At 51.6% G+C, this 19,358-nt stretch carries 21 protein-coding genes; 14 read left to right on the top strand and 7 right to left on the bottom strand.

Features of this window, described 5'->3' with window-relative positions; genetic code table 11:
- Positions 1 to 50 precede the first annotated feature (50 nt).
- The gene (gene guaB, locus ACF8OF_RS12470; protein WP_392496794.1) at positions 51 to 1,517 is read right to left on the bottom strand and encodes an IMP dehydrogenase; all 1,467 of its coding nucleotides are present in this window, start codon (positions 1,515 to 1,517) and stop codon (positions 51 to 53) included.
- Between the two features lie 172 nt (positions 1,518 to 1,689).
- Between guaB and xseA the strand changes: the two genes are divergently transcribed.
- The gene (gene xseA, locus ACF8OF_RS12465; protein WP_392496792.1) at positions 1,690 to 3,066 is read left to right on the top strand and encodes an exodeoxyribonuclease VII large subunit; all 1,377 of its coding nucleotides are present in this window, start codon (positions 1,690 to 1,692) and stop codon (positions 3,064 to 3,066) included.
- A gap of 44 nt (positions 3,067 to 3,110) precedes the next feature.
- Here the strand turns inward: xseA and ACF8OF_RS12460 are convergent, their stop codons facing one another.
- Positions 3,111 to 5,147, bottom strand: coding sequence for a S9 family peptidase (locus ACF8OF_RS12460; protein ID WP_392496791.1), 2,037 nt, complete (start codon positions 5,145 to 5,147; stop codon positions 3,111 to 3,113).
- Between the two features lie 152 nt (positions 5,148 to 5,299).
- On the opposite strand from ACF8OF_RS12460, the gene ACF8OF_RS12455 reads away from it, so the two are divergent.
- Positions 5,300 to 5,851: an NADPH-dependent FMN reductase gene (locus ACF8OF_RS12455; RefSeq protein ID WP_072867666.1), complete on the top strand. Its 552-nt coding sequence runs from the start codon at positions 5,300 to 5,302 to the stop codon at positions 5,849 to 5,851.
- A gap of 15 nt (positions 5,852 to 5,866) precedes the next feature.
- Here ACF8OF_RS12455 and ACF8OF_RS12450 read toward each other — a convergent pair whose 3' ends face one another.
- On the bottom strand, positions 5,867 to 6,673 hold the full coding sequence (locus ACF8OF_RS12450) for an MBL fold metallo-hydrolase (RefSeq protein WP_392496789.1): 807 nt from the start codon (positions 6,671 to 6,673) through the stop codon (positions 5,867 to 5,869).
- A 189-nt stretch (positions 6,674 to 6,862) separates the two neighbouring features.
- On the opposite strand from ACF8OF_RS12450, the gene ACF8OF_RS12445 reads away from it, so the two are divergent.
- From ACF8OF_RS12445 to ACF8OF_RS12430, 4 genes are all read left to right on the top strand, one after another.
- The gene (locus ACF8OF_RS12445) at positions 6,863 to 7,321 is read left to right on the top strand and encodes a DUF6097 family protein (protein WP_025154422.1); all 459 of its coding nucleotides are present in this window, start codon (positions 6,863 to 6,865) and stop codon (positions 7,319 to 7,321) included.
- A gap of 111 nt (positions 7,322 to 7,432) precedes the next feature.
- Positions 7,433 to 8,098, top strand: coding sequence for a response regulator (locus tag ACF8OF_RS12440; RefSeq protein WP_025154421.1), 666 nt, complete (start codon positions 7,433 to 7,435; stop codon positions 8,096 to 8,098).
- On the top strand, positions 8,099 to 9,517 hold the full coding sequence (locus tag ACF8OF_RS12435; RefSeq protein WP_262861875.1) for an ATP-binding protein: 1,419 nt from the start codon (positions 8,099 to 8,101) through the stop codon (positions 9,515 to 9,517).
- A 35-nt stretch (positions 9,518 to 9,552) separates the two neighbouring features.
- Complete coding sequence (locus tag ACF8OF_RS12430) at positions 9,553 to 10,125, top strand: cysteine hydrolase family protein (protein WP_392496788.1); 573 nt, start codon at positions 9,553 to 9,555, stop codon at positions 10,123 to 10,125.
- Between the two features lie 43 nt (positions 10,126 to 10,168).
- On the opposite strand, the gene ACF8OF_RS12425 is transcribed toward ACF8OF_RS12430, so the two are convergent.
- Positions 10,169 to 10,495 carry an AzlD domain-containing protein gene (locus ACF8OF_RS12425; protein WP_262861330.1) on the bottom strand — a complete coding sequence of 109 codons (327 nt, stop codon included), beginning with the start codon at positions 10,493 to 10,495 and terminating at the stop codon, positions 10,169 to 10,171.
- Positions 10,495 to 11,157 (bottom strand): AzlC family ABC transporter permease, encoded by a 663-nt coding sequence (locus tag ACF8OF_RS12420; protein ID WP_262883036.1) that lies wholly within the window; start codon positions 11,155 to 11,157, stop codon positions 10,495 to 10,497. The genes ACF8OF_RS12425 and ACF8OF_RS12420 overlap by 1 nt, the downstream gene beginning before the upstream one ends.
- Positions 11,158 to 11,263: 106 nt before the next feature.
- Here ACF8OF_RS12420 and ACF8OF_RS12415 point away from each other — a divergent pair, with 106 nt between their 5' ends.
- The 3 genes from ACF8OF_RS12415 (at position 11,264) to ACF8OF_RS12405 (ending at position 14,019) form a co-directional block, all read left to right on the top strand.
- The gene (locus ACF8OF_RS12415) at positions 11,264 to 11,821 is read left to right on the top strand and encodes a helix-turn-helix domain-containing protein (RefSeq protein WP_015422664.1); all 558 of its coding nucleotides are present in this window, start codon (positions 11,264 to 11,266) and stop codon (positions 11,819 to 11,821) included.
- Between the two features lie 143 nt (positions 11,822 to 11,964).
- Positions 11,965 to 12,537: an HdeD family acid-resistance protein gene (locus ACF8OF_RS12410; RefSeq protein ID WP_392496787.1), complete on the top strand. Its 573-nt coding sequence runs from the start codon at positions 11,965 to 11,967 to the stop codon at positions 12,535 to 12,537.
- Positions 12,538 to 12,735: 198 nt separating this feature from the next.
- Positions 12,736 to 14,019: a mechanosensitive ion channel family protein gene (locus ACF8OF_RS12405; protein ID WP_279799790.1), complete on the top strand. Its 1,284-nt coding sequence runs from the start codon at positions 12,736 to 12,738 to the stop codon at positions 14,017 to 14,019.
- Here the strand turns inward: ACF8OF_RS12405 and ACF8OF_RS12400 are convergent.
- Positions 13,996 to 14,532, bottom strand: coding sequence for a DUF924 family protein (locus tag ACF8OF_RS12400; RefSeq protein ID WP_392496785.1), 537 nt, complete (start codon positions 14,530 to 14,532; stop codon positions 13,996 to 13,998). The genes ACF8OF_RS12405 and ACF8OF_RS12400 overlap by 24 nt on opposite strands.
- 128 nt (positions 14,533 to 14,660) lie before the next feature.
- Between ACF8OF_RS12400 and yddG the strand changes: the two genes are divergently transcribed.
- From yddG to ACF8OF_RS12385, 3 genes are all read left to right on the top strand, one after another.
- Positions 14,661 to 15,554 (top strand): aromatic amino acid DMT transporter YddG, encoded by an 894-nt coding sequence (gene yddG / locus ACF8OF_RS12395; RefSeq protein ID WP_392496784.1) that lies wholly within the window; start codon positions 14,661 to 14,663, stop codon positions 15,552 to 15,554.
- 81 nt (positions 15,555 to 15,635) lie between these two features.
- Positions 15,636 to 16,763 (top strand): glycosyltransferase family 9 protein, encoded by a 1,128-nt coding sequence (locus tag ACF8OF_RS12390; protein ID WP_262883039.1) that lies wholly within the window; start codon positions 15,636 to 15,638, stop codon positions 16,761 to 16,763.
- A 79-nt stretch (positions 16,764 to 16,842) separates the two neighbouring features.
- On the top strand, positions 16,843 to 17,043 hold the full coding sequence (locus ACF8OF_RS12385) for a DNA polymerase III subunit theta (protein ID WP_262861326.1): 201 nt from the start codon (positions 16,843 to 16,845) through the stop codon (positions 17,041 to 17,043).
- A gap of 50 nt (positions 17,044 to 17,093) precedes the next feature.
- On the opposite strand, the gene ACF8OF_RS12380 is transcribed toward ACF8OF_RS12385, so the two are convergent.
- On the bottom strand, positions 17,094 to 17,372 hold the full coding sequence (locus ACF8OF_RS12380; RefSeq protein ID WP_262883040.1) for a DUF6694 family lipoprotein: 279 nt from the start codon (positions 17,370 to 17,372) through the stop codon (positions 17,094 to 17,096).
- A gap of 254 nt (positions 17,373 to 17,626) precedes the next feature.
- On the opposite strand from ACF8OF_RS12380, the gene ACF8OF_RS12375 reads away from it, so the two are divergent.
- Positions 17,627 to 18,067, top strand: coding sequence for a hypothetical protein (locus ACF8OF_RS12375; protein ID WP_392496782.1), 441 nt, complete (start codon positions 17,627 to 17,629; stop codon positions 18,065 to 18,067).
- 77 nt (positions 18,068 to 18,144) lie between these two features.
- Positions 18,145 to 19,044, top strand: a complete 900-nt coding sequence (locus ACF8OF_RS12370; protein ID WP_392496781.1) for a helix-turn-helix domain-containing protein — start codon at positions 18,145 to 18,147, stop codon at positions 19,042 to 19,044.
- Positions 19,045 to 19,358 lie beyond the last annotated feature (314 nt).

The raw sequence follows: 19,358 nt of genomic DNA, 5'->3' as shown, positions 1-19,358 counted from the left end.
TTCCAAAAGCAAACAATTATAGGCTGGCGGTCCGCAGACCGCCGCATGAATCAGAGACCTGAACGGTAGTTTGGTGCTTCTTTGGTGATAGTCACATCATGAACGTGACTTTCCTGAATCCCGGCACCACTGATACGGACAAACTCTGCTTTAGTATTCAGTTCGTGAATAGTTGCACAACCGGTCAGTCCCATGCAAGAGCGCAGGCCGCCCATTTGCTGGTGAACGATGGTTTTCAGCACGCCTTTGTAAGCCACACGGCCTTCGATACCTTCCGGCACCAGTTTGTCAGCGGCGTTATCGGTCTGGAAGTAACGGTCAGAAGAGCCTTTGGACATCGCACCGAGTGAGCCCATACCACGGTATGATTTGTAAGCACGACCCTGATAGAGTTCCACTTCGCCCGGAGATTCCTCGGTACCGGCGAACATCGAACCGACCATCACGCATGCCGCACCGGCTGCCAGCGCTTTCGCGATATCACCGGAAAAACGGATACCGCCGTCAGCGATAACCGGAATACCGGAGCCTTCCAGTGCCTCAACAGCATCGGAAATAGCGGTTAACTGCGGTACGCCCACGCCGGTTACGATACGGGTGGTACAGATAGAACCCGGGCCGATACCTACTTTCACTGCGCTGACACCCGCTGCCGCCAGGGCTTTCGCGCCTTCGGCTGTGGCGACGTTACCGCCGATAATTTCAAGTTCAGGGTATTTTTCACGGGTTTCACGGATGCGCTGTAATACGCCTTCGGAATGGCCGTGGGAGGAGTCGATTAACAGAACGTCCACACCGGCAGCCACCAGCGCATCAACACGCTCTTCGTTACCGGCACCGGCACCGACTGCCGCGCCGACACGCAGACGGCCGTGCTCATCTTTACAGGCGTTTGGTTTGCGCTCTGCTTTCTGGAAATCTTTTACGGTGATCATGCCGAGCAGATGGAAGGAATCATCCACCACCAGCGCTTTTTCCACGCGGCGCTCGTGCATTTTTTTCAGAACCACTTCGCGGGCTTCGCCTTCACGGACGGTCACCAGGCGCTCTTTCGGCGTCATAACGGCAGTCACCGGCTGATCCAGGTCAGTCACGAAACGCACATCACGACCGGTGATGATACCGACTAATTCGTTATCGGTCGTGACCACCGGATAACCGGCGAAACCGTTCTGTTCAGTCAGGGTCTGGACTTCGCGCAGTGTGGTGCACGGAGTAACAGTCTGCGGATCAGAAACAACGCCGCTTTCGTGTTTTTTCACACGGCGGACTTCATCAGCCTGACGCTCAATGGACATATTTTTGTGAATAAAACCGATGCCGCCTTCCTGGGCAAGGGCAATCGCCAGACGGGCTTCCGTTACGGTATCCATCGCCGCCGAGATCATCGGGACGTTCAGACGGATTTTCGCGGTGAGTTGTGTCGATAAATCGGCAGTGTTGGGCAGAACAGTGGAGTGAGCAGGAACTAAGAGAACATCATCAAAGGTTAAAGCTTCTTTTTTAATACGTAACATGTGCAATATCTCACCAGGCAGCAGGATTGAAAGAAGATAAAATATTGCCGCGGCATTATACAGGTGGTAATCGGTTGCGCCTAGCCTTTTTTTCAAAAATTCGTTGCTAATCTGTCAGAAGGCGGTAGTATCGGACAATTAAGTCCTTGTTTTATTATTTGATCTGGCTCACATGTTGCTACCTGAAAATACCGCAATTTTTACTGTTACCCGGTTAAATACAACTGTCCGGCAGTTACTCGAGCTGGAGATGGGCCGGATTTGGATCAGCGCGGAGATCTCCAACTTTTCGCGTCCGTCTTCCGGTCACTGGTATTTTACCCTGAAAGATGAAAAATCCCAGGTGCGGGCAGCCATGTTCCGCGGCAATAACAGCCGTGTGACATTTGCGCCGCAGAACGGGCAACAGGTGCTGGTACGCGCCGCGATCACGCTGTATGAGCCGCGCGGGGATTATCAGCTGATTGTTGAATCTATGCAGCCCGCCGGTGAAGGTCTGCTTCAGCAGCAGTTTGAGTTGCTGAAAGAGAAACTGAAAGCCGAAGGACTGTTTGATACCCATTTGAAAAAACCGCTGCCGGTGCCGGCCACCTGTGTCGGTGTGGTGACATCCGCCACCGGGGCCGCCCTTCACGATATTCTGAATATTCTGCGCCGCCGTGATCCGTCACTGCCGGTGATTATCTATCCCGCTCAGGTTCAGGGTGCTGATGCACCGGCACAGATTGTCCGCGCGATTGAAACCGCCAACCGCCGTAATGAATGTGATGTGCTGATTGTCGGGCGCGGCGGCGGTTCACTGGAAGATTTGTGGAGTTTTAATGATGAACGGGTGGCGCGGGCTATTTTTGCCAGCCGTCTGCCGGTGATCAGTGCCGTCGGTCATGAAACGGATATCACTATCGCTGATTTTGTCGCGGATTTACGGGCACCTACACCGTCTGCGGCGGCAGAACTGGTCAGTCGTGACCTGACAGAGCGCCTGCGGCAGATCCAGTCAGTACAACAACGGCTGGAAATGGCGATGGATTATTTTATCGCCAGAAAACAGCGGTTGTTCAGCCAGTTACACCACCGGTTACAGCAGCAACATCCGCAACTGCGTCTGGCACGCCAGCAACAGCTGATTCAGCGCCTGGAGCAACGGCTGGTTCAGGCCGGACAGCTTATGCTGACACAAAAGTCCCGTCAGCTGACACAAACAGAACAGCGTCTGATGCGCCGGGATCCTCGCCCGCAACTGCAACAGCAGCAGCGCCATGTTCAGCAGTTGCAGTACCGTCTCTCCTCCGCTATGCGTGAACAGCTCAGTCAGCAGCGCGAGCGGTTTGCCCGTCTCTGTTCAACCCTCGAGGGTGTCAGCCCGCTGGCAACGCTCAGCCGGGGCTTCAGTATCAGCCAGACGGACAGCGGTGAGGTGCTGAACAAAACCCGTCAGGTAAAAGTCGGGCAGAAAATCACCACGCTGTTACAGGATGGCAGTGTGGAGAGTGAAATTATCGCCGTACACAAAAAAGCGGCTGCCCGTAAACGGAAAGCCGCTGAGTAATATACGATTTTATCGGTGACATTGTCACACATTTGGTGACAGTGTCACGAAGGCTCTTGCTCATCCACCATCAGCAGGAACACATAACCCAGTGCCACATCCCACAAATAGTTGAACCGCCCTGACTTACCGCCGTGCCCCGCTTCCATATCGGTATAAAGCAGCAGCAGATTATCATCCGTCTTCAGTTTCCGCAGTTTTGCCACCCATTTTGCCGGTTCCCAGTACTGAACCTGAGAATCATGCAGGCCGCTGGTCACCAGCATATTGGGATAGGCTTTCGCCTCAATGTTGTCATACGGGCTGTAGGCGCGGATATCCCGGTAAGCTGATTCATTTTCCGGGTTGCCCCACTCGTCATATTCGCCGGTGGTCAGAGGAATGGACGGATCCGACATGGTAGTCAGTGCATCCACAAACGGCACCTGTGCCACGATACCGCGATACAGCTCCGGCGCCTGATTAATCACCGCGCCCATCAGCAACCCGCCTGCACTGCCGCCGGTGGCGTAGATCCGGTTTTCCGCGCCGTAACGCCGGGCAATCAGTTCGCGTGTCACATCAACAAAATCATTAAAGCTGTTGATTTTATGCTGCATCTTTCCGGCATTGTACCAGCGTTTACCCAGTTCACCGCCGCCGCGGATATGTGCCTGAGCATAAACAAAACCGCGATCAAGCAGGCTCAGCCGGTTAGCGTCAAAATCCGGATCCATACTGGCACCGTACGCACCATAACCTTCAATCAGCAGCGGATTGAATCCCGGCTGATAGTGATCTTTATGCCAGACCAGTGAAACCGGTACCTGTACGCCATCACGGGCGGTGATCCAAATCCGTTCACTGTGATAATTATCCCGCTGAAAACCGTTTACCTGCGCCTGTTTCAGCAGTATCCGTTCGCCGCTGACCATATCCAGCTCATACACCGATGCCGGTGTCGTCATCGAGGTATAACCGTAGCGCAGCAACTGACTGTCCGGCTCCGGATTCAGCCCGAGCCACGCACAGTAAGCACCATCATCAAATGCAACGTGTGTTTCTTTCCCGCTCTGCCGGTGAATAATGCGGATCTGCGGCAGTGCGGCGTGCCGTTCCTGTAACACCAGCCAGTCACAGAACAGTGTGAAATCTTCCAGATCGGTATCCGGCTGCGGCGCAATCAGGGTTTGCCACGGATTTTCCGGTGCATTCGTCTGATAGAGACCAAACAGTTCGTTTTCATGATCAGAGCGGATATAAAACTGACCATCCAGATGATCGACGTGATACTCACGCCCGTCCTGACGCGGTGAGAAACAGACCGGTGACTGTAGCGGGTCATTAGCATTGATCAGATGAACTTCAGACGTTACCGGGCTGTGACAGCCGATAAAAATCCATTCACGGGAGGATGACAGGGATAACCCGGTATAAAAACGGTCATCGTCCTCGCGGTATACCAGTTCATCCAGTGTGCTATCTGTGCCGAAACGGTGGCGATATACCTCAAACGGCAGCAATGTCTGCGGATCCTGACGGACGTAGAACAGCACCGAACCGTCAGCAGACCAGACCAGATCGTCAGCCACTTCAGTCAGCACGGATTCCTGCCAGTGATTATCGGTCAGATCACGATAAGCCACCTGATATTCACGGCGGCCGACTTTATCCTCGGCAATCGCGATGCGGCGGTTATCCGCACTGACCACCAGAGAGACCAGCTCATAATAGGCCAGCCCCTGTGCCCGTTCATTGCCGTCCGCCAGCACTTCCCACTGGTCGCTGTTTATGTTGCACCGCTCATACAGCGGATACTCTTTGCCCGCTTCAAACCGGGTGCGGTAAATATAGCCATTGTAAGTGTATGGCGCGGATTCATCCGCCTGCGGCATGCGGGCGACCATCTCCTCATACAGCGCTTCGCGCAGCGGCGCTGCCGCCTGCAATTTCTGCTGCGTATAGCGGTTTTCATCCGTCAGATACTGAATCACCTGCGGATCACTGCGGGTATCATCCCGCAGCCAGTAATAGTTATCCGTCCGGGTTTCACCGTGTGCGGTGAACGGTACCGGGCGTTCCGGGGCGTGCGGGATAGTCATTCCGGCTCCTGATAAGATCTTTTTTTGTTGTGATGTCATAAAAATTTACTAAATGTTGCTCTCTGTTCTGCGATTCCGCACTATGATAATAACGTTTTTATTTGTTTTATTGCTTATTTATCGCCGGATTATCACCGGTTCAGGAGGTTACAATGAAACAGTACCGCGTTGCTGTTGTTGTCGGTTCGCTGCGTGAGCAGAGTTACAACCGTCAGCTGGCGCATGCTCTTGTCTCTCTTTTCCCTGCACACATTCAGTGTGAATTTGTCAGTATCGGCTCACTGCCGCTCTATAATCAGGACTGTGATGCGCAACCGCCTGCTGAGGTGCTGGCATTCAAACAGCAGATTTCACAGGCTGACGGTGTGATTTTTGTTACACCGGAATATAACCGTTCTATCCCGGGTGTGCTGAAAAACGCGCTGGATCAGGGCTCCCGTCCGTGGGGACAAAACAGCTGGGATAACAAACCGGCCGCTGTAATCGGTACTTCTGCCGGCGCGATGGGTACTGCAATGTCACAGCAGCATCTGCGCAATGTGCTGGCATTCCTGAATATGCCGACACTCAATCAGCCGGAAATGTACCTGCAGTGGTATGACGGCATGATAGGTGAAAACGGTAAATTCAGTGAAAAAACCGGTGCGTTTGTGCAGAAATGGGCAGATGCCTATGTCCGTTTCCTGGAAGCACACCACGAATAAAACCGGCGGGCAGATTCAGCGGAATGTCAGCTGCTGCCCGGTATTAAAATCGTCCGCATTCAGGGCATTACGCCCTCTGGCACCGGTACAGTGACAGCCGTACACCCGGGTTTGCGGATCCACTGCCTTCTGTGCCCGGCGCAGTGCTGCCGGTGTTGCCCGGCGCAGATGCAGCCCGCCGACCACCGCCTGCACCGGCGCATTATCTGTCAGAGCCCGCGCATGCTGTATCACTGACTCAATGCCTGAATGACTGCAACCGGTGATAATCACAATACCCTCCTCCCCGTGCCAGATCAGAAAACTGTCATCACGGACATAGTCCGCCTCTCCGTTACTGAGCAGAACCCCGTAGCGGCGCACCACTGCCCGCTGCGTGATTTCTCCGGCGAACAGAAAACGCGGTGAGATAGCATACGGTTTTTCCGTCAGCACAAACTGATAGTCACGGCGTAATGTTTCTTCACAAAACGGCGGTGATAACCGCTTAAATTTCAGCGGGTAACTGCCCAGCCACAATGCCGCCCGGCGCGGCTCGAAAATATGCGGGTGTGCAATCACTTTCAGCGGTGACGGCAGATTATGCCGTTCTGTGCGGCTTAATCCGCCGAAGTGGTCATAATGACCGTGCGACAACACCACGGCATCAATATTGTCCAGTGAAATTCCCAGTGCCTGCGCGTTACTGATATAAGTATCATCCGCTCCGGTATCAAACAGCAGCGAGGTTTCCCCGTCCTCCAGCAGCAGGCTGAGACCGGCGTGAGAATCCAGTTTCGGGTCAGTATTCGTATTTTCCAGCAGTGCGGTGATACGTAACATGGATGATAATCCTGAAAGATAAATGTATTCTGCCGTTATATATAACACAGTACTTTCCGCTATAACGTATCAGTATTGTACCGCAGAGCGCAGATTATGATTTAATTCAGTTAATGTTAATAAATCAGCATGACCGGGCTGTAAAATTGTTAAATAATAGCCGCCGGCACAGACTTTCAGGAGTTCCGCATGGGAATTATTACCGCTTTTGCAAAAAGCATCGATAACAGCCAGCTCTTACGCCTTTTGCATCAGCAAATAGAAAAACAGGACGCACCGGTAGCCTGCCGTGACGATCTGGATGATCAGCTCACCGATATCGCCGCCTATATGCACGATGAACATTATCCCGCCCTCGCGGCACGCCGCAAAAAGGTCAATATTCTGACCGGGTTACTCGCCCTGCCGGTATTACTTTTCTCTCTGCTGCTGTTCTCACAGAAGATTGCTGATACCCTGTCACTGAATATTGATATCAGCTATTTCTCACTGGCCCTGCTGGATTACAGCCTGACTTATATCTGGGCCGTGTTTATTTATGCTGCTGTATTGTTCGGTACCATTTTTTATTTTTATTTTCTGCAAAGGCAGACCGAAAAATATGCCGGGCATCTGATTGATGATTTTATAAACCGGATATCACAGTAACCGGGATTAATTAAGGGTAGATTAAGCCCCGTTGCCACACTAATTTGCCTGCGTTGTCACAGTAATCGTCAATGCTATACTGCAATCCGCTTTTACAGAGAGAGAAAAAACGTGCAAATTCTATTAGTCGAAGACGATTTACAATTAGGCAAAGCTCTGTGCCGGGGACTGGAACTGGCCGGTTTCCGGGTGTGCTGGCTGCGTTTACTGGCCGATGCCCGTAAGCGACTGACAGAACAGCATTTTGACCTGATGCTGCTGGATCTGGGATTACCGGACGGCGATGGTTTTGACTCTCTGGTGGAGTGGCGTAACAACGGAGAACAAATCCCGATTATTATTATGACGGCCCGCAATCAGCGCGATCATCTGGTGAATTCCCTCGATTCAGGGGCGGACGATTTTATTTCCAAACCGGTTGAACTGCCGGAATTAATCTCCCGGGTAAAAGCGGTTTCCCGGCGTATTGCCGGTTTTTCCTCGCAGTTATGGAAAGTGGATAATATCACCCTGAACCCGATGAACCATCAGGTGACACTGAACGACGAGTTATTACTGCTCTCCGGCAAAGAATATCAGCTGTTATATGAATTAATGCGCAATACCGGCAATGTGGTGCGTAAACATGAGCTGGAACAACGATTATTCGGGCTGGACGATAAAATCGAAAGCAATTCCCTGGAGGTGCATATCCATAATCTGCGCCGCAAGATCGGCAAAGAAAAAGTGATTACCGTCCGCGGAATCGGCTATCTGCTGAAAAAGGACAGCGAATAAGTGAGAATCCGCTCATTCTTTGTTTATACCGTCCTCCTTCAGACCTTTTCGATGCTCCTGCTGTGGGGCGTCTGGATAGCCTGGCTGAAATACGCATATCTGCCCGGTTTAAGTGAAGATTTTAATGCCCAGCAGATGGTGATTGCCCGCGGTGTATCTGACACGCTGCGGGAAACCCCCACAGATTCCGCCACTTTTCCGCAGATTGCCCGCGCCCTGGAGAGTATGTACGCCAACGCGATGAAAAGCGGGCTGGAAGAGGAGAATTATGATCCGCTGGTCGCGATTCTGCACAGCACAACCGGTGAGGTGTTATACAGTAATAAGCCGGATGTTCATATTCCGCTGAAACCGGACGGCATTGAGCGTTTCAGCGAGAACGGTGAAACCTGGTATCTCGCTTACCATACCGACCCGGATATGCAGCGCACTTCAGTTATCGGAGAATCCGGCACTGACCGCCATATGCTGATCGGCGACCCGGCAACCGGCACCGCTGTCCCGCTGCTGTTTATTCTCGGCACTATGCTTTCGTCCACGATTATCACCACCTACCTCAGCCTGCGTCCGCTGCGTGAAACCACCCGCAGTATCGCCACCCGTAATCCCGGCAACCTGACACCTATCAGTATGAAGTATCAGTACAATGAAATGCGTCCTGTGCTGCATGCCATCAACCAGCTGATGCAGCGGGTGGATGCCGCCAATATGCGGGAAAAACAGTTTATGGCAGATGCCGCCCATGAGCTGCGCACCCCGATTGCTGCTGTACTGGCACAAATTCATCTGCTCAAACAGATTGATGACCCGGCAGAACGCAACGAAATTACCGCGGATATGGAAATCAGTCTGGATCGCGCGGTATCGCTGTCACGGCAGCTGATTGATCTCGCCCGGCTGGAAACGGAAGATTATCCGCTGAAAATGGAAGAGATCGACCTGACCCAGGCGCTGAGCCACGCCATTGCCATGCTGGTGCCCTACGCCCTGCGCAAAAATATTGAGTTTTCTTTCGACGGCCCGGACAGCTGCATTGTTGTCAGCGATAAACAGGCGCTGTTCTCCATTATCAACAATATTCTGAATAATGCGGTGAAATACTGCCCGCCGGACAGTCAGGCAGAAGTTTCGCTGGACACCGGCAATCCGGAGGAAGTGCAGATTATTATCCGCGATAACGGCAACGGTATCAGTGAGCAGTACCGTCACCGCCTGTTTTCACGCTTTTTCCGGGTGCCGGGCTGCAGTGAAAACGGCAGCGGCCTCGGCCTTGCCATTGCACAGAATCTGGCGGAAAAAATCGGCGGCTATCTCTCAGTAACGGAAGGATTGCAGCAGCGCGGTATCGGGTTTGTGATCCACATTCCGGTAAAAAACCGTGAATTACCGGCTGCTTCCCATGACAGTTCTGAAACATAAGACTATGCTGAAAAAAGCCGGAACAGGAGGGACAGATGAAACAGGCTCTGATTATTATCGATCTTATTAATGACATTACCGGGAAACACGGGCTGTCAAACGCCTGCCATGAGCAGACCGCCGCCCGTAACCTGATTACAGCCACACGGGAAACCGCCCGTCAGGCACGGCAGCGGGCGATCCCCGTGGTATGGGTGCGGGTCGGGTTTGCGGATGACTGGCATGATATCCCTGCCGGATCACCGATGTTTCAGCGGGCAAAAGAGATTGGTGCCCTGAAACTGAGCGGCAGCGGTTGTGACTGGGCAGACGGTACCGATGTGCAAAAAGAGGATATCTGCTTTGTGAAAAAAGGTGTCAGTGCCTTTGCGGGAAATGATTTGCTGGTCTGGCTGCGTAAAGCCGGAATCGGACACCTTGTTCTGGCTGGCGTCAGTACGGTGATGGCCATTCAGAGCACCGCGCGTTATGCCCACGACAGCGGGTTTTATGTCTCGGTGGCGGAGGATCTGTGTGCCGCCCCGACAGCGGAACTGCATCAGATAAGCCTGGAGATGCTCCGCCCGATGGCAACTATCACCACATCCGCCGCCTGGCTGGCACAATAACGTTTCATTAATCCGCGCAGTGATGCTGCGCGGTTTTCTCTGCTTACCACAGCGACAGCAGATAACGCAGCAGCGCAGTCACAATCGCGGCAGCCAGCACAATCACCAGGAACGGCTTTTTATACCACGTCAGCAGCCCTGCGACTGCCACACCGGCCATTTTCGGCCAGTCAGATAATTCCTGCCCGCTGAAAATCGTCATCGTTACCGCGACAGCAAACAGAATGACAATTGCGCCCATGGAAAGCAGATTTTTAACGTGTGATGACACCGAGAAACGCCCGCTGAGCAGCGCCCCGGAAGCCCGCATAGCATACGTACCGACCGCCAGCAGCGCGATCCCTGTCAGAATGGATAATGTATCCGGCATTACGCTCTCCTCAGGCTGACCACCAGCCCCAGCAGTGATAACAGCACCGGGATCCCCGGCGGTAAAAATGGCGTGGCCGCCAGAGCAATAATTGCCCCCAGCAGAGCAGCACGGCGTGTTTTCGCCTCACGCAGTGCAGGCAGACACAATGCCAGGATAATCGCCGGAAACATGGCATCCAGCCCCAGTGCTTTGGTATCGACAATAAAGGTGCCGAGAAACTCGCCGATAATCGTCCCCAGCGGCCAGCACAGAAAAATCCCCAGCCCGCACAGCCAGAAGGCGGCTTTCTGTTTGTCTTTTTGTTTTTCTGCCAGACCGAACACCACACTCTCATCATTAAGAATATGGAAGCCCAGCAGTTTTTTCGGGCCCTGACCGGCAAGATCATGCACCGCGAGGCTGAACGGCACATGACGGGCATTAACCAGTAACCCGGCCAGCGCCGCAGACACCGGACTGCCGCCGGCCGCCACAACGCCGATAAACAGAAACTCTGACGCCCCTGCCAGTACAACCAGGGACAGTGTCAGCGGTACCCAGAGCGGAAAACCGTTGGCATGCGCCAGCGCCCCGTAGGAAACGCCGACAATTAAATCCGCCACACAAACCAGCAAAATATTGCGGATCATGGCATTATCGAGTGGAATAGCGAGTTTCATTGCGATAGACTTATAAATTGAACGATACGTTCATTATGTCGAACGGTTTAAATTACGCAAGTGTTAATTCCGGGTTATTTCCGTTAACCAGCAGAGAGTGTATTTTATGGATTCACCTATCACCCCGCCCCTGCAGATTATGGCTGTCAGGCTGACTGAAGAGCGTCAGCGTCAGGGGCGTTCTATCGCTGATGTCGCGCGCAGTGCCGGTATTGCCAAATCCACACTGTCGCAGCTGGAGTCAGCACAGGGAAATCCGGGAATCGAAACACTGTGGTCACTCTGCGTGGCACTGAATATCCCGTTTGCCAGTCTGTTTGAAACCCCGAAAAGCCGGGTGACCGTGCTGCGGCGCGGTGAAGGTATTCAGGTCAGCGCCGAGAATGCCTATTATCACGCTTTTCTGCTCTCCTCCGCCTCTGCGGTTAACCGGCGCGACCTCTACACCATCACCGCACAGCCCGGCAAAGACCGCGTGTCCGAGCCGCATATGGCACAAGTCACTGAACATATCCTGCTGATGACCGGCAGCGCCGTTGTCGGTACCCTTGATGAGCCCGCCACACTCCTGCCAGGTGACTATATTTCCTACCCCGGTGATGTCCCGCATATTTTCAAAGCGCTGGAGCCCGATACCACAGCGGTCATGATTATTGAGCACTGATTTTACGTATTTGCTATTCACAAATGCTTACTTATCGCAAATAATGTAAAGTGAAGTTTATCATTTCGGGTATATTCCGCATCCGGTATCAGACTGCTTTGCCTGCACTGATACCGGTACAACGGGCTTACTAAGGAAAAACCATGCTTGATTTTAACCGTCAGAATTTAACTCATATGACAGCCGGTGCCCTGAAAAAACAACGGGGCTATTTGTGGATCGTCGCCATTCTTCTGCTGGCCGGTGGTGTGGCCTGTCTGATGAATCCGCTGATCTCCGGTGTCACACTCAGCTATATCATCGGGGGACTGCTCGTGATAAACGGGCTCTCCATGTTGTTTGTGACACTCAGCAGCCGGCTTTACAGCGGCGGCAGTAAGCTGTTTTCCGTTCTGGTTGCGGTGGCCTATCTCCTTCTTGGCTATGTTTTCCTGACCGAGCCGCTCACCGGGATGCTCAGTCTCGCTATTCTGCTCGCTATCCTGTTTATTACCGGCGGGATCCTGCGCCTGGGTTCAGGTCTGCGTCAGATGTCTCAGGCCCGCGGCTGGCTGAACATTATTATCGGCCTGCTTGATCTGTTTATCGCTTATCTGCTGGTCGGTAACGGCCCGATTGTGTCTGTCACCCTGATAGCGACACTGGTCGGTATTGAACTGTTGTTCAGTTCTTTCGGGCTGATCGCCGCCGCCTCTGTCCTGAAAAAGAATAATTAACCGCATCCGGTGGCGCGGGCACATAATTTGCCGCGCCACATCCCCCTTTTTTCCTTTTTTTCCGCTTTTATCGCAACTTTACATACCCTTTCAGTACCCGTGCCTGAAAAATGGTACAGTATTCAACGTGATCCTATTTTTTAACCTTTTGCTGCTCACGAAGGAGTCTGTAAAACCACGTCACAGGAGATATTTTTTATGGAGCAACAACTGCGACTATGGCTGCAACAACAATTTGAACTCAGTAATGACTACGCCTCATGGGCAGCCATTACCGGGGTAATTGTTCTGATTCTGGCTATCGCTGTTATTCTGCATCTTGTCCTGCACAAAGGCCTGCTGCCGTATATTGAACGCCGTACCGGCGGCGATCAGCGTCCGTGGGGGGCATTGATCACCCGCACCAAACTGTTTAACCGCTTTGCATTTCTGATTCAGGGTATTGTCTTTAATATTCAGGCACTGGTCTGGCTGGGGCGCGGCTCTGCCGCACAGGAAATTCTCACCACCGGCGCACAGGCCTGGTGCCTGCTGTTCGGCATGCTGCTGCTGTTTTCAGTGATGGACATTCTTCTGAACCTCTCCCGCCATACGCCGTCGCTGAGCCGGCTTCCGCTGCGCGGTGTCATGCAGAGCCTGAAACTGATTGTCGCGGTACTTTTCAGCATCCTGATAATTTCACTGCTGATCGGAAAATCCCCGCTGATTTTACTGAGCGGACTCGGTGCCATGACCGCCGTCCTGATGCTGGTCTTTAAAGACCCGATCATGGGGTTGGTGGCCGGTATTCAGTTGTCGGTCAATGACATGCTGAATGTCGGGGACTGGCTGGAGATGCCGAAATACGGCGCGGACGGTGCAGTAACAGATATCGGGCTGACCACGGTCAAAGTGCAGAACTGGGATAACACCATCACCACCATTCCGACTTACGCCCTGATTTCCGACTCCTTTAAAAACTGGCGGGGAATGACGGCATCCGGCGGACGGCGTATCAAACGCAGCATGAATCTGGATACCACCAGCATCCGCTTTCTGACGGATGAGGAAATCAGTCAGCTGCGTAAATCAAACCTGATTGCCGGTTATATCGATGCCAAATTACAGGAAATCGCAGAATACAATGCGCAGGAGCCGGATGACACGCTGCTCAACCAGCGGCGGCTGACCAATATCGGGACATTCCGTGCCTATGCGGAGGCGTACATCAAAGCCAGTCCGCATATTCACAAAAAAATGACCACCATGGTGCGCCAGCTGGCACCGACACCGGACGGGCTGCCGGTGGAAATCTACGCTTTCACCAATGTGACGGCGTGGATAAGCTATGAGCAAATCCAGTCCGATATTTTTGATCACCTGTTCGCGATCCTGCCGCAATTCTGGCTGCGGGTGCATCAGACACCAACGGGCTTTGATATGCGCGGGATTGCCGCCCATTTTGCCCGTGAGTGTGAATCAGAACGCCGAACCGGGTTGTAACAGAAATTCCGCCTCTTCCGGGGTGGAGTTCCGCCCCAGAATCTCATTGCGGTGCGGGTAGCGGCCGAAGCGGTCAATGATCGCTTTGTGCCGCCGCTCAAAATCCTCTGTGCTCTCATCGAGCCCTTTAAACAGTAATTCTGCCTGCTGATGGATCAGCGCAGATTCCGAATGCATATACGGCATCAGCACAAATTTGCGCTGCACCGGAGGCAGCTGCAGATAATCCGGTGTTTTCACCGCTTCCTGCGCCAGCACCAGTGCCATCGGGTCCTGTACAAACGACCGCGCGTCACCGCGCCACAGGTTACGGGAGAACTGATCCAGCACGAGGATCTCCGCCAGACGTCCGCCGATATGCGCCCGCCAGCTGAAACACTCTCCGGCGGCCGCCTGCTCCCACACGCTGAGAAAACGGCGGCGGATCAGATCATCAAATTGTGTATCTTTCTTAAACCATTGTTCCGGTGTGGCTTCATTAAACCAGAAATCCAGAATCTGTTGTGCTTCCATCGTCAGGCTCCTTATCAGTCCGGCCATGAGGATCTCTCCCTTTGCCCGGCGGTCATATCACGGTATGCTGGGAAACCATTATTAGTTTAACGCATATATTGTCAATTATTTATCACAGGCCGATATTCATGGGAAAACTGTCCGCACACACCGCCACATTCTACGGTGTTCTGGCCATTCTGTTCTGGAGCACCATTGTCGGATTAATCAAACGGGTCAGTGAGGATTTCGGGCCTGCCTTCGGTGCGGCGCTGATATACACCCTCGGGTCAGTGATGTTACTGCTGGTGACCGGTTTCCCGGCCATCCGCCGCTGGCCGCGCCGCTATCTTATCTGGGGCACGCTGTTGTTCGTCAGTTATGAGGTCTGCTTTATTCTGGCGCTCGGTTTTTCGCAGAACCGTCAGCAGGCAATTGAACTGGGTATGGTGAACTATCTTTGGCCTTCCCTGACCGTCGGGCTGGCTGTACTCATGGGCGGACAACGTCTGCGTCTGCCGCTGATAGCCGGTCTGGTGCTGGCAATACTCGGTATCAGCCGGGTGATCGGCGGTGAGAACGGGTTATCACTCAGCTCTGTCGCCGCAAACGTTGCACTTAACCCGCTGAGTTACGGCCTCGCGTTTGCCGGTGCGGTGATCTGGGCCTTCTACAGTAATTTATCACGCAGGCTGGCGGACGGTAATAACGGCATTACCCTGTTTTTTATCATCACCGCCGTAATGTTGTGGGTGGTGACCGCCTTTGACGGCATCACACTGCCCGCTGAATTTTCCGTTTCGACCGTTCGTTTTCTGATTGCCGCCGCTGCCTTGTCCTGTGCGGCTAATGCACTCTGGACCGTTGCGGTTCTGCGCGGTAATGTCGCTCTGATAGGCACACTCTCTTATTTTACCCCGGTACTTTCCACCGCGTTTTCCGCATTATTACTCAGCACCGCCCTCTCCTTTGCATTCTGGCAGGGCGTGCTGATGGTCACCGGCGGTTCTTTATTATGCTGGCTCGCCACCCGCCGGAAATAACACAAAAATGAACCGGCAGCTTTCCGGCGGAATATGCTAAATTAACGCCATGCTATTATTGGTTGCCTGTCAGGAAATGTGATGTCCAAAAAATTTAAACATAAACTGGTTAATTTATTCTTACGGCTTTATACCCGCCGCCGTGATTTTTCACACTCCGTCACGGCTTTTAAACAGCTGGAGACCATCGACTTCCGCAATATTGTCATTTATTCGACAACGGCACTCGGGGATTTTCTGATGAACACCCCGGCTATCCATGAAGTCCGGAAGCGGTTTCCCGACGCCAGAATTACCGTTGTTGCCGGCAATAAAATGGCCGCCTATATTCGTACCGGCATCGGTAAAGACTGGGATGACGTCGTCTGCTGGAACAGTAAAGTCAATACAGTGACTAAACTGGTCAGAGATTTGAAAGCGCACGGAACACCGGATCTGATTCTGATTATGCACTCACATAACCCGTATGATTATCTGAGTGCGGTTATGACCGGCGCACCGTTTGTTTTCCGCTGTAACCATCCGGCAAGTCCGTGTTCACTTATTGAACCCTGGCTGACCAATTATAATGGTCCCGGTCATCGTCATGCTATTCAGTCCCGCCTCGATCTGATAGCACCGCTGCAATGTCAGTTCACCGGCAAAAGCATTGAGATGCGTGTCCCCTGTGAGGTCACCGCAGAACCTTCCCCGTGGCACAACGTGGGCTTTCAGATGGGCGCATCCAGTGAAGAACGCTGCTGGCCGGTATCTTACTTTGTGCAGCTTGCCACCGCCCTGATGTCCGCAGATGATAAAATCCGGATAACCCTGTTCGGCGCGCCGGGGGAAGTGTATCTTTCAGAGCAGTTTATGACGTTACTTCCCGCCGGGTTTCATCACCGTACGGAATCCCTGATCGGCAAAACCTCCATGACAGAGCTGACTCAGGCGGTGAATAATATTGATGTGCTGGTCACCGGAGATACGGGTACCATGCATATTGCTATCGCGCTGAAAGTCCGGACGGTCAGTCTGTTTGTCAGTGCCGCAGCTCACGCTACCGGTCCTTATCAGGATCCGTCGCTTCACCGGGTGATCTCCGGTTTTACCAGCCCGCTGTTAACACCTCCCGGAAACCATGAAATGACAGCGATCAGTACTGACCGGGTTATTACTGCTGTGCAGGATGCGCTGGCGGATGTTTATCCGGACACCCGCAACCCCTGATACGTTAAATTACTTACGCAAAAGCACGGTCTCACGCCCGGCCGTAAAATACAGTAGACTGGCAGAAAAAGGAGGATCTATGTCAGAGAGTATGAAAAAACCGCGTATGACACAGGAAGAAGAGGACGAAATAGAGACCCTGACAAAAGGTCTGGTCATGCGGGATAAAATGAAACTGCCGAAGATTGACAGAGAAGTCGAGCAACAGCGTCCGGCGCGTTTACGCCCGTGGTTCCGGGAACGTCTTAAATTCCACCGTGATGCGGTCAGAAACAGTTAACCATAAAACAGCACCTGCCGGCAGCAGATAAGCCGGCAGGCTGAATAGGGTTATTTCGCCATCTCAATAATTTCTTTTGCTGTTTTACCCTGTAATTTCTCTTTCAGTCCCGCCATCATTTTTTCTTCATCACCACCGCTGGCAAATGCCACCTGGAAGCTGATTTTAGTAATAGCGCCTTTCAGTTCACGGGATTGTTCCGGACTCAGATCTTTTTCCATTTTAGCAATGGATTCCTGCGCTGTTTGCTGAGAAGACATATCCAGTGTTGCATCACCGCAAGCGGTGAGTGCAAAAGAGAGCGTGATAACTGCCAGTAATTTTTTCATTTTTCACCTCGTTAATAATATCTGCGGTATTTTACATTGCCGTACAGATAAAACCATGTTTATTACAGGCGGAGTTCATCGTTTATCAGCCTTCAGTATCAGAATGCCTTCCGAATACCGGTTACTGAAAGTGCCGTTATTCATTTGTGTTATGGTGGTTGGTGATAACTATCCGAAACCCAACCTTTCACCTTATTCATGAAATGACAGAAACGTATTTTAATAGCCGGTAAATTATTTAATGGAGTAATGTTATGGCTGGTTGTTTTGGTCCAAGTCCTTTATCCGCGGGTATCAGTAGTCAAACAATAACTGAGAACCATTTTTCTGATACTTCCCTGCCACCGATTCCATGGGAAAATATTAAAGATTTTTTCTTTGAAAATCAGCATGATACTGCACACCCTTTCTTCTCGGAGTTTTCCAACCCTGACCAGAAAATATCCAGAGATGCCCTTGAAGGCCTGTTTTTTCAGCTCATAGAACTGGCGGCACCAGGATATAAAAACCACTTTACCGTGGAAGAAAACAGTTCATCAGAAAAGTGTTATTATCGTATTACCGATAAAAAGGGAAACTATATTTTGTCAATTTATCATGGACCTATAATAATTAGTAATGCTAAATCCTCATGGGAGCAGGTAATATGCTTACGCGTATCCCTGATGGTAAAAACACAGTACAGAATCGCATAATTTGTTATTGTAAATCCGCTGTTTTTCAGTATTTGTGCCGATATAATACCTTCGTCTGAGAAATACACGGAAAAGCTATGTTTAACGAATGTGTTGTTGATGAAATTTTAAACTGGATAGAAAATAATCTTGAGTCTGATCTTTCATTAGAGGCCGTTGCCGGGAAAGCCGGGTATTCCAAATGGCATTTTCAGCGTATTTTTAAACAGCAGACCGGTTATACCCTGGCAAGTTATGTCCGTGCCCGGCGCCTGTCCTGTGCGGCCATTGCCCTGCGCCTGCTGCCGCTCAACCTGATGCATTTATCCATGAAATACCGTTTTGATTCACAGCAAACATTCTGCCGTGCCTTTAAACAGCATTTTGGTATTACCCCGTCAGGCTACCGTAAAAAAAACGGCTGGCAGCCGGGTGGATTTGTTCTGCCGAAACGCTATGCCGGAAAACTGCACTCATCAGTTGAAATGACAACACTGCCGGAAAAAGTGCTGACCGGAACCGCACATAGTTACCAGGCTGCATCCGATACCTGGAATATGCGCCTGCCGCAGTTGCGCAAATATTACTGGCAGCCTTTTTTACAGCGGCTCGCTGCATTACCGGATGCGGTTTATGCCATACACGGTGTCAGTAAATCGGCAGGGGATACGTTCTCAATGTATTATGCCACCCTGGCCGAAACACATTGCCTGAAAAATACCACGCCGCAGGATCTTATTTATACATCCGGCCATGCCCATTACTTAAAAATTATTTTTACCGGTGATTTTTCAGGTATTGATTTTCAGGATATTACTTACGATATCTATAATAATATTCTGCCGGAAATGAATATTATCCGCCATCCCGGGCATCCCGATACGGAAGAATACGTACTTCAGGACAACATCACAGAATTAAACCCGGAAAACCCGAAACTGGCGGTCCGGGCAATTAATTATTACATTCCGGTAATGACTGATACCGCAGGCTGGTGATCATTCTCTGCCAGCGTCATACTGTTATGGCTATTCTGCTCTGCGGTCTTCTGTGCAGTAACAGTTTGTTGCCGGGTATCATTAAATCCGAGAATAAAAGTAAACAATACAAATCCGTAGACGACCTTTCGTTTTGACGGCACCCGTTTACTGATTAAAATATAAATAATCAGAGCCGCCGAAATAACCACCCCTGATATGTATACGTAGTTTCCCATAATGGTAACTCCCCTGATTATATTCCAATCGTAGTTTATCTTATTCACCCGTACATTATTCTGATAATCGTCTTAAAATAACAAAATTAGGAATTG

Origin of the sequence: Morganella sp. TYF_1 (genome assembly GCF_043105645.1) — a bacterium.
Classification (GTDB): domain Bacteria; phylum Pseudomonadota; class Gammaproteobacteria; order Enterobacterales; family Enterobacteriaceae; genus Morganella; species Morganella morganii_B.
This window is presented reverse-complemented; position numbering and strand designations above follow the sequence as displayed.